The sequence below is a fragment of the Dubosiella newyorkensis genome, assembly GCF_001945605.1.
Lineage (GTDB): Bacteria > Bacillota_I > Bacilli_A > Erysipelotrichales > Erysipelotrichaceae > Dubosiella > Dubosiella newyorkensis.
In genome coordinates this window covers 1-15,481 of sequence record NZ_MPKA01000057.1, presented here as the reverse complement: position 1 = coordinate 15,481, position 15,481 = coordinate 1, and the positions used below count along the sequence as shown (strand labels likewise).

General features: G+C 41.3%; 15 protein-coding genes. 14 read left to right on the top strand and 1 reads right to left on the bottom strand.

Annotated features, from left to right (window positions below; all coding sequences use genetic code 11):
- Positions 1 to 10 precede the first annotated feature (10 nt).
- From argJ to rseP, 9 genes are all read left to right on the top strand, one after another.
- Positions 11 to 1,213, top strand: a complete 1,203-nt coding sequence (argJ, locus tag BO225_RS04375) for a bifunctional glutamate N-acetyltransferase/amino-acid acetyltransferase ArgJ (RefSeq protein ID WP_076341058.1) — start codon at positions 11 to 13, stop codon at positions 1,211 to 1,213.
- Positions 1,210 to 2,061 carry an acetylglutamate kinase gene (argB, locus tag BO225_RS04370; protein WP_076341057.1) on the top strand — a complete coding sequence of 284 codons (852 nt, stop codon included), beginning with the start codon at positions 1,210 to 1,212 and terminating at the stop codon, positions 2,059 to 2,061. The genes argJ and argB overlap by 4 nt, the downstream gene beginning before the upstream one ends.
- Before the next feature lie 9 nt (positions 2,062 to 2,070).
- Positions 2,071 to 3,252 carry an aspartate aminotransferase family protein gene (locus BO225_RS04365; RefSeq protein WP_076341056.1) on the top strand — a complete coding sequence of 394 codons (1,182 nt, stop codon included), beginning with the start codon at positions 2,071 to 2,073 and terminating at the stop codon, positions 3,250 to 3,252.
- On the top strand, positions 3,249 to 4,154 hold the full coding sequence (argF, locus tag BO225_RS04360) for an ornithine carbamoyltransferase (protein ID WP_076341055.1): 906 nt from the start codon (positions 3,249 to 3,251) through the stop codon (positions 4,152 to 4,154). The genes BO225_RS04365 and argF overlap by 4 nt, the downstream gene beginning before the upstream one ends.
- 76 nt (positions 4,155 to 4,230) lie before the next feature.
- The gene (gene pyrH / locus BO225_RS04355; RefSeq protein WP_076341054.1) at positions 4,231 to 4,938 is read left to right on the top strand and encodes a UMP kinase; all 708 of its coding nucleotides are present in this window, start codon (positions 4,231 to 4,233) and stop codon (positions 4,936 to 4,938) included.
- Positions 4,939 to 4,953: 15 nt separating this feature from the next.
- Complete coding sequence (frr, locus tag BO225_RS04350; protein ID WP_076341053.1) at positions 4,954 to 5,499, top strand: ribosome recycling factor; 546 nt, start codon at positions 4,954 to 4,956, stop codon at positions 5,497 to 5,499.
- Positions 5,500 to 5,632: 133 nt separating this feature from the next.
- Positions 5,633 to 6,325: an isoprenyl transferase gene (locus tag BO225_RS04345; RefSeq protein WP_076341052.1), complete on the top strand. Its 693-nt coding sequence runs from the start codon at positions 5,633 to 5,635 to the stop codon at positions 6,323 to 6,325.
- Positions 6,322 to 7,089 carry a phosphatidate cytidylyltransferase gene (locus BO225_RS04340; protein WP_076341051.1) on the top strand — a complete coding sequence of 256 codons (768 nt, stop codon included), beginning with the start codon at positions 6,322 to 6,324 and terminating at the stop codon, positions 7,087 to 7,089. Before BO225_RS04345 ends, BO225_RS04340 begins: the two co-directional genes overlap by 4 nt.
- Positions 7,090 to 7,107: 18 nt before the next feature.
- A complete protein-coding gene (gene rseP, locus BO225_RS04335) occupies positions 7,108 to 8,172 on the top strand; it encodes an RIP metalloprotease RseP (RefSeq protein WP_076341050.1) in 1,065 nt (354 codons plus the stop codon).
- Between the two features lie 33 nt (positions 8,173 to 8,205).
- Here rseP and trhA read toward each other — a convergent pair whose 3' ends face one another.
- Complete coding sequence (gene trhA, locus BO225_RS04330) at positions 8,206 to 8,871, bottom strand: PAQR family membrane homeostasis protein TrhA (RefSeq protein ID WP_076341049.1); 666 nt, start codon at positions 8,869 to 8,871, stop codon at positions 8,206 to 8,208.
- 83 nt (positions 8,872 to 8,954) lie between these two features.
- On the opposite strand from trhA, the gene BO225_RS04325 reads away from it, so the two are divergent.
- Genes BO225_RS04325 through BO225_RS04305 form a run of 5 tightly spaced genes read left to right on the top strand, consistent with a single transcriptional unit; the run spans position 8,955 to position 15,249 of the window.
- Complete coding sequence (locus BO225_RS04325; RefSeq protein WP_076341048.1) at positions 8,955 to 11,885, top strand: AAA family ATPase; 2,931 nt, start codon at positions 8,955 to 8,957, stop codon at positions 11,883 to 11,885.
- A complete protein-coding gene (ftsY, locus tag BO225_RS04320) occupies positions 11,885 to 12,847 on the top strand; it encodes a signal recognition particle-docking protein FtsY (protein WP_076341047.1) in 963 nt (320 codons plus the stop codon). The genes BO225_RS04325 and ftsY overlap by 1 nt, the downstream gene beginning before the upstream one ends.
- Positions 12,840 to 13,139, top strand: a complete 300-nt coding sequence (gene ylxM / locus BO225_RS04315) for a YlxM family DNA-binding protein (RefSeq protein ID WP_076341046.1) — start codon at positions 12,840 to 12,842, stop codon at positions 13,137 to 13,139. Before ftsY ends, ylxM begins: the two co-directional genes overlap by 8 nt.
- A gap of 9 nt (positions 13,140 to 13,148) precedes the next feature.
- Positions 13,149 to 14,351: an acetate/propionate family kinase gene (locus BO225_RS04310; protein WP_076341045.1), complete on the top strand. Its 1,203-nt coding sequence runs from the start codon at positions 13,149 to 13,151 to the stop codon at positions 14,349 to 14,351.
- Positions 14,314 to 15,249 (top strand): DHH family phosphoesterase, encoded by a 936-nt coding sequence (locus tag BO225_RS04305; RefSeq protein WP_233120287.1) that lies wholly within the window; start codon positions 14,314 to 14,316, stop codon positions 15,247 to 15,249. The genes BO225_RS04310 and BO225_RS04305 overlap by 38 nt, the downstream gene beginning before the upstream one ends.
- Positions 15,250 to 15,481: the final 232 nt, after the last annotated feature.

The window sequence follows — 15,481 nt, the reverse complement described above, 5'->3', positions numbered from 1 at the left end:
GGAAAGAACTATGGAAATGGAAGGAATCAAGCTTCCTAAAGGATTTTATTATGGAAGCTGCTTATGTCATATTAAAGAATCTTCACAAAAAGAAGATGTCGCATTGATCGTTTCGAATACAATGTGTGATGTCGGGATCGTCTATACAAAAAATATAGTCAAAGCCGATCCTCTTCTCTTAAACCAACAAACGCTTCAAGATGGTAAAGCGCAAGCGATCATCGTGAATTCTGGAAATGCGAATGCCTGCGCTAAAAATGGGATGGAAAACGCCATCAAAGAACAACAAGCGGCAGCTTGCTTGCTCGATTTGAAACCCCAAGATGTGATCGTAGCATCGACCGGAGTGATCGGAGCCGAATTGCCTGTTGAAAAAATCGAAAAAGGTCTTGATCAGATCCATTTAAACGATAGCGAATCCGCTTTTGAAAAAGCCGCGATCGCTATCATGACTACGGATACAAAGATGAAAATCGCTCAGGCAAGTCTTCAGATCGGTCAACAAACGGTTCGGATCGCTGGCATGTGCAAAGGCTCAGGCATGATCCACCCGAATATGGGAACGATGTTGGCCTTCATTTGTACGGACGCTAAGATCGAATCATCCGTTCTTCAAAAACTAGTTCAGAAGCTGACCAAAAAAACATTCAATCGAATCAGTGTCGATGGAGACACATCCACCAACGATATGTGTATCGTTCTAGCGAATGGCCAAGCCATGTATGACACTATTCAAGAGGAAGAAGAGAGTTTGTTTGAAGAAGCGCTCTTCACTGTGATGAAATCTTTGGCTATCCAGATCGCCTCGGATGGAGAAGGAGCAAGTCGGCTTCTAGAAATCATGGTCACGCATGCCAAAAACGAAAAGCAAGCAGAACAATTGGCAATGAGCGTATGCTCGAGCTCTTTATTCAAAGCCGCGATGTTTGGTAAAGACGCCAATTGGGGAAGGATCTTATGCGCTATGGGCTATTCAGGCGCTGTATTTGATGTAAATGGCGTTACTGTATCTTTTTCTTCGAAAGAAGGAGAGATTTGCGTTTGTCAAAAAGGGAAGGGTGTTTCTTTCGATGAAGAGAAGGCGACGAAGATCTTATCCGCCGATCGAGTTCAAGTTCATATCGATTTGCAGGAAGGAAATGCCGAAGCAACATGCTGGGGTTGCGATCTGACCTATGACTATGTAAAGATCAATGGAGATTATCGAACATGAATGCCAAAGAACAAGCGAAGATCTTGATCGAAGCGCTCCCAAATATTCAAGAGTATCACGGAGAGACGATCGTGATCAAATATGGCGGGAATGCGATGATCGATGAAGAACTAAAAAAAGCGGTGATCCAAGATATCTTATTGCTCCATTTAGTTGGGATCCATGTTGTCCTTATTCATGGAGGAGGGCCAGATATTTCAGCGATGCTTTCAAAAACGAATACAGAATCGCATTTTGAAAATGGTTTGAGAGTCACTTCTAGGGAAGCTATGGATATCGTGCAGATGGTCTTGTGCGGAAAAGTCAATAAAGATCTTGTCAATTTGCTGGACGGAAAAGGGATCGGATTGTCTGGAATTGATGGAGGACTCTTTAGAGCCGTTCCGTATAAAGACGAGACAAATACAGATTATGGCTACGTTGGTGAAATCATTAATGTTGATCCTAAGATCGTTCAAGATCTCATTACGCAAGGCTACATTCCCGTGATCTCTTCGGTTGCGGCTGGAATGCATGAAAATGCGACGTACAATATTAACGCGGATACGGCTGCAAGTCAGCTTGCAAGCGCACTTCACGCCAAAAAACTGATCTTGCTGACGGATGTACCTGGTTTGATGCGAGATCCAAAAGACCCATCGACTTTGATCACTCGATTGAAAGTGTCGCAAGTACCATCCCTTGTGATGGCAGGAATCATATCTGGAGGGATGATCCCTAAAGTAGATTGCTGTGTTGAATCCGTGCGTCAAGGGGTACAAAGAGCTAATATCCAAGATGGTCGGGTACCTCATTCGATTTTGATCGAGATATTGAGCGATGAAGGAATCGGTACGATGTTTTACTAGGAGGATATAATGAGCCAAGCACAATTAAAAGAAAATGAACAAAAGTATGTCATGCAGACCTATAGTCGTTTTGATCTTTGTTTAGATCATGGACAAGGCTGTAAATTATATGATTTTGAAGGGAAAGAATACTTAGATCTGACAAGTGGAATTGGTGTCAACGTCTTAGGACATGCCCATCCCGCTTTAACAAAAGCGCTCCAAGAACAAGTCGGAACTTTGATGCATACGTCAAATCTTTATTATACAAAGCCGATGGTCGAAGCGGCAGAAATTTTATGTCTTGCGACGGGTATGGATAAAGCGTTTTTCTGCAATTCAGGAGCAGAAGCCAATGAGGCGATGATCAAAGCAGCTCGAAAGTATTCCCAAATGAATTTTGGAAAAGATCGAACAAAGATCTTGACTTTAAAAAATTCGTTCCATGGACGGACGATCGCGACTCTCGAAGCGACAGGTCAAGATAAATTCCACCAATATTTCTTTCCATACACGAGCGGATTTGACTATTTCACGATCAACGACATGGAAGACTTGAAAGAAAAAGTCGATGAAAACACATGTGGCGTGATGGTGGAACTGATTCAAGGAGAAAGCGGCGTACAGCCTCTGGATCCAAAATTCGTCAAAGAATTGGAGAAGTTTTGCCACGAGAATGACTTGCTGTTGCTCGTGGACGAAGTTCAAACAGGGATAGGCCGCACAGGCGATTTGTTCTGCTATCAAACTTACGGGATCGAGCCAGATATCGTATCGATGGCGAAAGCTCTAGGCGGAGGAGTTCCGATTGGTGGTATCTTAGCCAATAAAAGAACTTCCTCAGCGCTTCAAAAAGGAGACCATGGATCGACTTATGGGGCTAATCCTTTAGCGACGACAGCAGCAAAAACCGTTTTGTCGATCGTAAATAATCGTGACTTTTTAGATGAAGTTCGTGAAAAAGGCGCTTATTTTATGGAAAAGCTCAAATCTATCGATTCTGAACATATCAAAGAGGTTCGAGGGATCGGTTTGATGATTGGGATCGAAGTAGAACCTGAACATGTCCTAGACTATATTCAAGCGGCTCAAGATCAAGGCCTTCTCGTCTTGAAAGCGGGTACGAACACGATCCGTTTGCTCCCTCCTTTGATCATCACGAAAGAGGAGATCGACCAAGCTGCACAAATTTTGAAAGGGGTACTGCAATGAAACATTTACTGAAAATGCTCGATCTATCAAGCGAAGAGATCACGCAGATCTTGGATCTTGCTGATCAATTGAAATATGAAAAGAAGCATGGGATCGCCCATCCATATTTAGAAGGAAAATCGATTGGTTTGATTTTTCAAAAGTCGAGCACAAGAACCCGCGTCTCTTTTGAAACAGGAATGAATCAGCTTGGCGGGCAAGCATTGTTCTTATCGGCCCGTGATCTTCAAATCGGAAGAGGAGAACCCGTACAAGACACGGCTCGCGTGCTTTCTCGTTATCTCGATGCGATCATGATCCGTACTTTTGAACAAAAGGAAGTGGAAGATCTTGCCGAATATGGAAGTATTCCAATCATCAATGGGTTGACTGATTTTTCGCATCCATGCCAAGTGCTGGCGGATCTGATGACGATCCGAGAAAAGTATGGCGATCTCAAAGGTTTGAAAATGGCTTATGTTGGCGATGGAGACAACATGGCAAACTCTTTGATCGTTGGTGGTTTGAAAATGGGAATGTGTGTCGCAGTTGCTACACCAAACGAATACAAACCAGATGATCTTGTTCTTGATTTTGCGAACGATTATGATTCGTTTTTATGGACAACAGATCCCAAAGAAGCTGTTCAGAATGCAGATGTGGTGATTACAGATACTTGGGCGAGCATGGGAGTCGAATCCGAAAAAGAAATTCGTAAGATCGCGTTTGCTCCTTATCAAGTCAATGATTCCTTGATGGAACTCGCGAAAGAGAACGCTATGGTTCTTCACTGTCTTCCTGCGTATCGAGAACAGGAAATCACGGAAAAGGTATTTGAAGAGCACGCCGATGAGATTTTTGAAGAAGCCGAAAATCGTCTGCACGCGCAAAAAGCCGTGATGGTATTGCTCATGAAAGACTAGAGACTAGAAAGACTAGTCTTTTTTTTTAATTTCAACTCTTGTATAATTATAAACGACAATCAAAGGAGCTAATTTCATGTATAAACGAGTATTGTTAAAATTAAGCGGAGAGGCTTTGTCTTCTTCTGAAAATGCTCTAGAACCAAAAGTGCTGAAACGCCTAGCTAAAGAGTTGAAAGCGGTTAAAGAAACGGGAGTAGAATTGGCGATCGTTGTAGGCGGCGGCAATTTTATTCGCGGAAAAATGATGGCAGAAATGGGTATGAATCGGGCGCAGGCGGACTATATGGGAATGCTAGGGACGGTGATCAATGCCTTAGCTGTCCAAAATGCCCTTGAGCAAGAGGATGTAGACACGCGTGTTCAGACAGCGGTTGAAATGCAAAAAGTCGCAGAACCTTATATCTTGCGGCGTGCGATCCGCCATTTAGAAAAAGGACGGATCGTGATCTTTGGAGCAGGAACAGGATCTCCTTATTTTTCGACTGACACGACAGCGGCGCTGCGAGCTTCGGAAATCGATGCCGATGTGATCTTGATGGCGAAAAATGGTGTAGATGGCATTTATGACGCCGATCCGAAAAAGGATAAGAATGCGAAGAGATTTGACCATTTGACTTATATGGATGTCTTGAACAAAGGGCTGCAGGTCATGGATTCTACAGCGATCAGCATGTGTATGGATAATGATATTGACTTAGTCGTATTCAATATGAATGAGGAAGGAAATATTCTAAAAGCAGTTGAACAAAAAGTCGATGGTACAGTTGTATCAAAAGAGTGATCAAAGGAGAAAACGATGAACGAACATTTAGAAAAAGCAGAATTAAAAATGATGACAGCGATCGAGAATTTAGAATCGAATCTCGCGACGATAAGAACAGGCCGAGCAAATTCTCAAATCTTAGATCGTGTGCGTGTCGATTATTATGGAGAGCCAACTCCGATCAATCAAATTGCACGTATTTCGGTAGTAGAAGGAACCCAGCTTGTAATCAAACCCTATGATCGCAGCACCGTAAAATCGATTGCCCATGCGATTCAAGCTGCTAATTTAGGCTTGAATCCACAAGCGGAGGCGGATCAAATTCGGATCTTAGTCCCTCAATTGACGCAAGACCGAAGAAAGCAATTGGCAAAAGACGCTCAAAAATTCGCGGAAGAATGCAAGGTAGCTGTCCGGAACGTCCGTCGTGATTGCAACGACGCGATCAAAAAAGATAAAGAGATCAGCGAAGATATCACCAAAGAGCTTTTGAACGACACGCAAAAATTGACAGACAAATTTATCAAAGATATTGAAACGATCGTTAACGAAAAGAAAGACGAGATCTTGAACGTATAATTTTTTAGAAGTATTTTGGAGACAAAATACTTCTTTTCTATTTCGTTTTTCAATATACAAAAAACCAATTTTGGGATATTCTTTAAAAGAAATAACAGAAAGGATAAGCATACATCGTATGTAGTATATATTTATGAACATTCCTGAAACAGTGGCTATTATTATGGACGGAAATGGAAGATGGGCCAAACAAAGGGGTCTGCCTAGGACGGCTGGCCATAAAAAAGGAGCCGATCAAGTTCGAACGATTGCTTTAGAAGCCAATCGTCTTGGTATCAAGAAGCTCATTCTCTATGCGTTTTCTACAGAAAATTGGAAACGGCCTGAAGATGAAGTTTCTTATCTATGTAAGCTTCCTGGTTTGTTTTTTTCAAAATTCATCAACGAGCTGATGGAGAAAAATATTCGAGTCACCTTCGCAGGCGAGCTGGAAAAATTCCCAAAGGAAACACAAGAAGTCATTCGCAAGGCAATCGATCGTACTCGAGAAAATACAGGTCTCGAATTATGTTTGGCGATCAATTATGGAGCGAGACGCGAAATTCTTTTGGCGATGCAAAAATACGCCCAACAAGTTAATACAGGACTAAGAGAAAATGATCTTCGCGAAGAGGAAATGAAAGAGTATTTATTTGTGCCTGAAGATGTTGATCTACTGATCAGGACAAGTGGAGAAGAGCGGATCTCGAACTTTCTTTTGTGGCAGATCGCGTATGCGGAATTGATTTTTACGAAAAAAGCATGGCCTGAGTTTAATGAAGCGGATCTGGATGCTTGTCTACAAGAATATGATCAGCGTGATCGGCGATTTGGAGGTGTCAAATGAAGACCCGTATTTTAACGGCTTTATTGATCATTCTTGTCGTCGCCTTTCCAGTTTTATATGGAGGATGGCCGCTTGAGGCGCTTGCTTTATTTATTATTGGAGCTTCTGCTTGGGAATGGCTTAGGATCCTTCCAAATTATTCGAAGTGGAACTGGCTATTGCCGATCCTGATCGTTGGAGTGATCGCGACCCGGTTTGTTGAAGGTAATTGGCGCTTTGTGCTTGTGGCCTGCATGATCTTGTTCTTGTGGTCGATTCCTGTATTTACATCTTCCTTTACGAGTGATGATTGCAATGCAGCTATTGTTTATTATGTGCTTTTTTCGCTTTTTTATATCTCGATCGGGGAACTCATTTTGAATCACTTATATTTGATCACGATTGTTTTCGCGACATATAGCAGCGATACGGGGGCCTATTTTGTCGGGTGCTCGTTTGGTAAACATAAGATGAATCCGAGAGTATCTCCTAAAAAAAGCTGGGAAGGCTTCTTTGGGGGGATTCTTTCTGGTTTTGTGATCAGCTTATTGATCAGCGCAATCTATAAACAAAACGTGGATCCGACTGTGAATCTTCTTTTATGTTTGATCTGTCCTATCTTCGCAGAACTTGGAGATCTTTGCTTCAGCGCTATAAAACGGCATTTTAAGATCAAAGACTTCTCTAATTTTCTTCCAGGACACGGAGGCGTGCTTGATCGAGTCGATTCTTTACTTGTAAATATTTTAGTATTTGGTATATTGTATCATATCTTTTTGATTTAATAATTAAGGGGGAATTGTATGGATTTTGTGATAGGAATCATCGCATTTTTATTCATGCTTAGCGTGATCGTCGTGATCCATGAGCTAGGTCATATGCTTGCAGCTAAACATTTTGGCGTCTATTGTGAAGAATTTTCAGTAGGAATGGGTCCAGCGCTGTATCAAAAAAAGGGAAAAGAGACGATCTATTCTCTTCGAGCAATCCCTATTGGTGGCTATGTAAAAATGGTCGGGGAGAATGATGGCTCCGATTCGGATCTTGAGCTTGAAAAAATCCCAAGAGAAAGATGGTTGAATCATCAATCGACATGGAAGCAGATTGTGATCATGGCTGCGGGCGTATGCATGAATTTTGTATTAGCTGCGGTATTATATATTGGGATCTCAATGGCTCAGGGCTATGTGGTCGAAGATCCGCTTCCAATCGTGGATGAAGTCGTTGAAAATTCGGCTGCACAAAAAGCGGGTCTTCAAAGCGGAGATCAGATTGTTCAAGTCGTACATGGCTCGGAAACGATTCATCCAAAGACTTTATACGAAGTAACGGAATTTCTTCAATTCAATAAAGGAGAAAGTATATTTACGATTGAAAGAGAGGGGAAAACCTTTGATCTAGCAATCACTCCTGATCTTGATGAAGAGAATCAAATTGCTACTTTGGGAATCTATGCGAAAAGTCAAGTCCGCAAGATCGCGTGGTATGAATCTTTTGGCGCTGGACTTAAAAATATGTGGGATGGAACGACATCGATTTTTAGATCCTTGGCGCAATTGGTCAAAGGAAAAGGCTTTGAAAATTTATCGGGTCCTGTTGGGATCTTAAATGTGACTCAAAAATCGACACAACTTGGGTTTTTATCGTATCTTTCGTTATTCGCGCTGATTTCTTTGAATATTGGGATCTTTAATTTGCTGCCAATTCCTGCTCTTGATGGAGGCAGGATCTTGATTTTAGCTTTAGAGAGGATCTTTAATCGCAAGATCAATGAGCAATTAATCGAAAATATAATCTTAGGCAGCTTCATCTTGTTGTTTGGCATCTTTATTTTTGCAACCTATAACGATATAGTACGTTTGCTCTAAAAAAGCTGGAGAATTTTCCAGCTTTTTTCTTTTTTATAGAAAGTAGAGAATGGCGATCAAATGACAAATGCTTGCTAATACGATCAGGATATGCCAAGTAAAATGAAAAAAGTTTTTTTCAGGATGAGCGTAAAAGAAAGCGCCAATCGTGTATAAGATCCCGCCAGTCACCAATAGAGTCATGAAAATCCAGTTCGTATTGGCCATCAATGATGGGAGAATAAAGATCGCCATCCACCCCATCACCATATAGATCGTCATAGAAAGGACTTTATGTTTCTTATTGCTGATGCTTTTCAAAAGAACACCTGCCAGTACCATCAGCCATTCGATCGCTAAGATCGTGTATCCGATCCAGTTAGGAAGAACGATCAAACAGATCGGCGTATACGTCCCAGCGATCGCCAAGAGAATCATGATGTGATCGAGTTTACGAAACACATATTTATGGAATGTTCCATACTTCATCGCATGATACAAACAGCTTCCCGCAAACATAAAAAACATACAGAAAAAATAGATCGATATTCCGATCGCTACCCGAGAGCCACCCATCAGGTAGGAGCGGATCGCATAATAAGGGAGCGTGAATAGAAGGATGAGCGCCATTACGCCATGGGAAACAGAATTTCCGATTTCTTCACCAAAAGAAAGCGGATAAGAGTTTTTCATTAGATCTTCTTGTGTATTTTTATTCATGGGCTCATTCTAATTTGAAACGGAACCAATTGCAAGAAATGCAACCACGTATGCTATAATAACTAAGATTGGCAGGTGAAGCTATGTTTTTAAAACGAATCGAATTGCAGGGATTTAAAAGTTTTGCCAATAAAACCGTTTTGCAGTTCGATCAAGATATAACCGGGATCGTAGGACCGAATGGATGTGGCAAAAGCAACATCAACGACGCGATCCGCTGGGTCTTAGGAGAACAAAGTGTCAAGTCGCTTCGATCAGGCGGAAATATGAGTGACATCATTTTCTCGGGAAGCGAGCAAAAAAAGAAAGTCAATATGGCTAAGGTGAGCTTGGTGTTCGACAACTCGCGCCGTATTTTTGACACTCCTTTTGACGAAGTTGAGATTGCTCGACAAATCCAGCGTTCCAACAATGAGGCGACATATACGATCAACCGAACGCCTTGTCGTTTAAAGGATATTCAAGAACTCATCATGGATACAGGTCTAGGGCGCGATTCTTTAAGTATTATTTCTCAAGGGAACATTTCTGCTTTCGCGGATGCGAAACCCGAAGAAAGGCGCTCTTTGTTTGAAGAAGCTGCAGGGGTGGCTAAATACAAAAAACGCAAACAAGCTTCTTTAAGCAAGCTCGAGAAGACAAAAGAAAACCTTGACCGGCTCCAGGATATCATCGATGAATTGGATAGACAATTAAAGCCTTTGGAAAAACAAGCCGAAAAAGCGCGCCAATATATCGCGTATCGCGAAGAGCTTTCCGATATTGAGATCAGCGTATTGGTCGAAGAGATCGAATCGTATGCGCAAACGATCGCGGCCCTTCAAAAAAGCATGGATGATCAAAATCTTAATTATACCAATGATACCGAGCTTTTAGAGGAGAAGGAAGAAAGGCTGAATCATCTTAAAAAATCAGCATATCAATTGGATTCGCGGATTCAATCTCTCCAGCAAGAATATACAAAAGTGATGGAAGAAAGCGTGGACTTAGAGAAGCAAAAGATCGAACTCGATGAAAAAAGAAAGTATACATTACAGACAGCCGATCTTGCAGAACAAAAAAAGACGCTCTATACGCTCAAAGAAGAAGCTCGATTTGAATATGAGGATCGAAAGAAGCGATTTGAAGAATTGGACGAGCAAGCAAAAGAAAAAAACGATTTTTTTAGACAAATTTCAAATAGGCTTGATCAAATTGTCCAGGAAGAAAGACAAGCGAGCTCTTTGTTTCAAAAGACGTTAAATCGGAAACATATTTTAAGATCGATGATGGAATCTCCTTATCAACATCAAGGCGGTGTCAAAGTGATCATGGAAGCGAAAAATTCACTTTATGGGATCGAAGGCACGATCGCGCAACTTCTAAAAGCGAAACCAGAATTTGGACAAGCGATTTCCAACGCATTAGGTGGAGTGATGTATCAAATCGTTACGAAGGATGAGCGCTCTGCGCGTAACGCCATCGACTTTCTAAAACGAAATCGATCGGGAAGAGCGACGTTTCTTCCTTTGAGTGTGTGCTCTCCTCGATATCCTAATGAGCGTCAAAAAGCGATCGTAGAACAATCCGAAGGGGTCCTAGGCTGGGCGTGCGACTTTGTAGAAAATGATTCAAGGTATAATTCTTTAAAAAGCCGCCTTTTAGGAAATATTGTAGTGACAGATACACTCGAACATGCGAATGAGGTCGCAAAACGGATCCACTATTCTTTAAAAATCGTTACAAAAGATGGAGATATCGTGCACACAGGAGGAGCGATGAGCGGCGGACGGTCGCGATCCAACACAAATCCAATCACGATGCAAGAAGAAATGAAGGAGATTGAGACCCGTTTATCACATCAAAAAAGCAATCTTGAAGAGTTGCACGAAAAACAAAGAGAATACGAGCAAAAGAAAAAAAGCATAGAAGATCAAAAAGTCTCTTTGCAGATCGAGCGGGCGAAGATCGAAAATATCGTTCAAGTCAAAAAAGAAAAATACGATTCAATATGCGCTGATTATAATGTGATTTCTGTAGACAGCAGCGCTGAATCTATAGAGTTGGACGATTCGTTGATTCAAGCAATCGCAAAAAATCATGCCAAAAAAGATGAGTTGTCACGAAATTTAACGGTTGAAAGGCAAAATCGTTTTGGTGTTGGCGAAGCGATGGAAAAACTTGAAGAAGAGATCCGTAGTTTACGCAGGAGCGTCAACGTATGGGTGCAAACGCTCCATAAACAAGAAATGGAACTTGCGACCACAAAGACGAAACAAAGTTCTGCATTGGAGCGCTTGAATACAAATTATCAAATGACATATGAATTTGCGTGCTCAAAAAGAAAAGAGGTCGACCTTCCAAAAGCAAAAGAACTAGTAAGAGAGTTGAGGGCGAAAATTAAACGTCTAGGAAACGTGAACTTGGATGCGCCACAAGAATTTGAAGAGATCAAAGAACGGTATACTTTTTTGACTTCTCAAAAGGAAGATCTTCTAGATGCTTCCAAACAGATCTTAGAGGCGATCGATCAAATGGATAAGACCATGGTTGAAAACTTCACCACAATGTTCAATAAGATCAATCAAGAACTCGATGGAGTGTTCAAGGCGATGTTTGGTGGAGGTAAAGCAAGGCTGAGCCTTGTAGATCCAGAGGATGTCCTAAATACAGGAATCGATATCGATGTACAACCTCCAGGCAAGACGATCAAAAACATTCAATCTTTTTCGGGAGGCGAAAAAGCGTTGATCGCGATCAGTGTTCTTTTTTCGATCTTACAAGCTCGTTTGATTCCTTTATGTATTTTTGATGAAGTCGAAGCGGCTCTAGACCAAAGCAATGTGGAACGTTTTGCGAAGTATTTGGCTCATTTCAGGAATCAGTCTCAATTTATCGTCGTCACTCATCGTCCTGGAACGATGGAGCAATGCGATACTTTATACGGGGTGACCATGCAGCAAGATGGAGTCTCTCAAATTCTAAAAGTTATGCTGAAAGATGCGGTTCAATATATTGACAAGGAGGGAAGATAATGGCTTTGTTTCAAAAAATAAAAGATGCTTTCTCGAAGAATAAAGATAAAGACAAATACTTGTCGGGATTGTCGCGGTCACAAAAAAGCTTTGGTGATCGGCTACGTACTCTCTCGAACAACTTTCATGGCATCGATGATGAGTTGTTGGAGGAGATCATGATCCTCCTTTTGGAAAGCGATGTTGGGATCCATACAGCCCAAAAGATCATTGACCGTTTTGAAAAAGAGGGAAAGAACATCAAAAAGTACGATTCGATGGAAGATTATTTGATTTCGATCCTCTATGATTTTTACGATCCTGAACTCGATGATCCGATCCGTTTCAATGAAAATGGACCTACAGTTATTTTGATGGTGGGCGTAAATGGATCTGGAAAAACGACAACGAGCGCTAAATTAATTGAATTTTTTAAAAATGAGGGAAAAAGTGTAGCTGTAGCAGCGGCTGATACTTTCCGCGCAGGAGCGATCGATCAGATCAATACATGGGCTAAGCGATTAGATGTTCCTTGTATCAAAGGAAAGCAAGGACAAGATCCTAGCTCGGTGCTCGTTGATGCTTGCCGATATGCAAAAGATCATGAAATCGACATTTTGATCGCGGATACTGCAGGCCGCCTGCAAAATAAGAAAAATTTAATGAAAGAACTCTCGAAGATGAATCGAGTTGTTCAAAAAGAAATCGAAGGAGCGCCCCAAGAAGTATGGCTGGTCTTGGATGCGACTACGGGTCAAAATGGAATCATGCAAGCTCAAGAATTCATGGAAGCGACAAATGTGAGCGGTATCGTATTGACAAAGATGGATGGAACCGCAAAAGGTGGTATCGTGATGGCGATTCGAGATCAGCTAGAACTTCCTGTCCGTTTCTTAGGCTTAGGTGAAAAGCCAGAAGATCTCAAAGAGTTTGACCTGAATTCGTATTTGATTGGAATCACGAAAGGTCTTGAGAATGAATAAATTTGATGCGAATCTATTGTTTGATGCGTATGGTTCTTTATTGACAAAACGGCAGCAAGAAATTCTTAAATTGTATTATCAAGAAGATCTTTCTTATACAGAAATCAGTGAAGAATTGCAGATTTCGAGACAATCTGTGATGGATTCTGTGCATCGAGGGTTAAAATTGTTAGAAAAATTTGAAGAAAACATCAAATTTTTACAATTTAAAGACACAATTTATTCTATAATAGATTCGTCCACAAATTTGGAACAATGTAAGCGCTCGCTTGCCGAGCTGCTCAATCAATAGGAGGAAAAAATGTCTATCGTAATGAGTGTTAACGCGGGAAGCTCATCTTTGAAATTTCAAGTGTTCGAAATGCCAAGTGAAAAAGTTCTCGCAAAAGGTTTAGTTGAACGGATTGGATTGAACGACGCGATCTTTTCTATCAAAGTGGGGGATGAAAAATTCGAAACAGTAACAGAGATCCCAAATCATACTAGAGCGGTCGAGCTTTTGATCGATGCTTTGTTAGAGCATAATATCGTACACTCTCTTGAAGAAATTGAAGCAGTTGGTCATCGTATGGTTCATGGTGGAGAATTCTATTCGGAGTCTGTAGTCGCAACTCCTGATGCCGAAGAGAAGTTCGAGGAATGTATTCCATTAGCGCCACTTCACAATCCTGCTGGATTGGTCGGATATCGTTCTTTTAAGGAAGCGCTTCCAAACGCCTCGCATACATTTGTGTTTGATACAGCTTTCCATCAAACGATGCCGAAAGAAAATTACATTTATCCGATCCCATACCAATATTATGAAAATGATCATATTCGCCGTTATGGTATGCACGGTACAAGTCATAAATATTTATTAGAACGTCTTGCGGAAATCGAAGGCAAACCTGTTCAGGAGATGAATATCATTACTTGCCACTTAGGGAATGGTGCGTCAATCACAGCAATCAAAAATGGGAAGTCTTTTAAGACGTCTATGGGATTCACGCCGCTTTCTGGTGTCATGATGGGAACACGTTCTGGAGATATCGATCCAGCGATCTTGATCTACCTTCAGAAAAAGTATGGATATTCAGCGGATGAACTCGATAATATTTTGAATAAGCAGTCTGGAATGCTTGGTATCTCGGGGATCTCTTCTGACTCACGGGATATTGAAAATGCCATTAAAGAGGGCAACGAAAGAGCGATCTTGACAGAAAAGATCTATATCGACCGGATCATCGAGACAGTTGGTGGATATTATACTTTGATGGGCGGATGCGACGCTATCGTATTTGCTGGCGGAATTGGTGAAAATGCGATCAATGTTCGTGAAGATGTATGCAAGGGATTGAAAGTTCTTGGCGTAGAGATCAGCGAAGAGAAGAACAATGTTCGTGGTAAAGAACAAGAAATCTCTACACCTGAATCCAAGATTGCCGTTTGGGTATTGCCGACGAATGAAGAAGTGATGTTGGCAAGAGATGCATATAAAGATCTTGTCGATGGAAAAGCTCAATAAGATCCAAGAAGAGATCGAACAACACGAGACGATCACGATCTTCCGGCATCAATTTCCTGACATGGATGCGATTGGCTCTCAGATTGGGTTGAAAAAAGCATTGCAAAATATATATCCTGAAAAAAAGATCTATGCGTTAGGGACAATGAGCAAGGATGACGAGGCAATGGATAGTGTCGACGATGAAACGATCAAAAATTCTCTAGCTATCGTTTTAGATACAGCGAATAAAGAAAGGATCGACGATCCACGCTTCATGCTTGCTAAATCAAGGATTCGTATCGATCATCATGTTCCGGTAGAAACATTGGCTTCGCTCGAATGGCTAGAACCAGAAGCGAGCGCCACTTGCGAATTGATCGCGCTATTTTTTAAAGCCCAAAACCTTTCAATTCCTAAAGAAGCAGCTCAATACTTGTATGAGGGGCTTGTCGCGGATAATATTCGATATACTACAAGCAATACTCGACCAGAATCACTTCTTGCAGGCGCTTATTTGATTGAGCAAGGTGCGAATGTTCAAAAAGCAAATGACAAGAATTTTGGAATCTCTTTACGAGATTTTCGATATGAAACTGAAGTTCGCAACAATGCACTTTATCAAGAGGGCGTTTTATATGCAATTATGAATATTGAGTCCTATGAAGAGGAAGGCCTCACCTTTTCTCAAGCGAAAGAAAAGGTGTATGCTCTTTCCGGTGTCAACGAAGTTAAAGCTTGGGCGTTATTTACAGAAAAAGAACCGAATGCTTTTAATGCTTCTCTTCGTTCAAGATCTTTGGATGTTCGAGAAATCGCGGCTGATTTTGGTGGAGGCGGACATACTTGTGCTGCAGGGATCAAAGGCCTGGATCAAAAACAAGTTTTACAGATCATAGATCGCTTAAAAGCGTTATAGTGAAAAAGAACCAGTGTATCTGGTTCTTTTCTTTGGCGTTTTCCTTGATAGATACATGTTGAAGCGCTATTATAAACAAGCTTTGAGCCCAAGAACCCGCTTCAACTGTCCTCTAAAAATATTCAAAAAATATTGAAAAAAGTGTTGACAGAACAGTTCATTCATGGTAATATGAGTGAGCGTTGAGGCAGAGAGCTTCAAGGCAGGGACGATCTTTGAAAACTTGACAGGA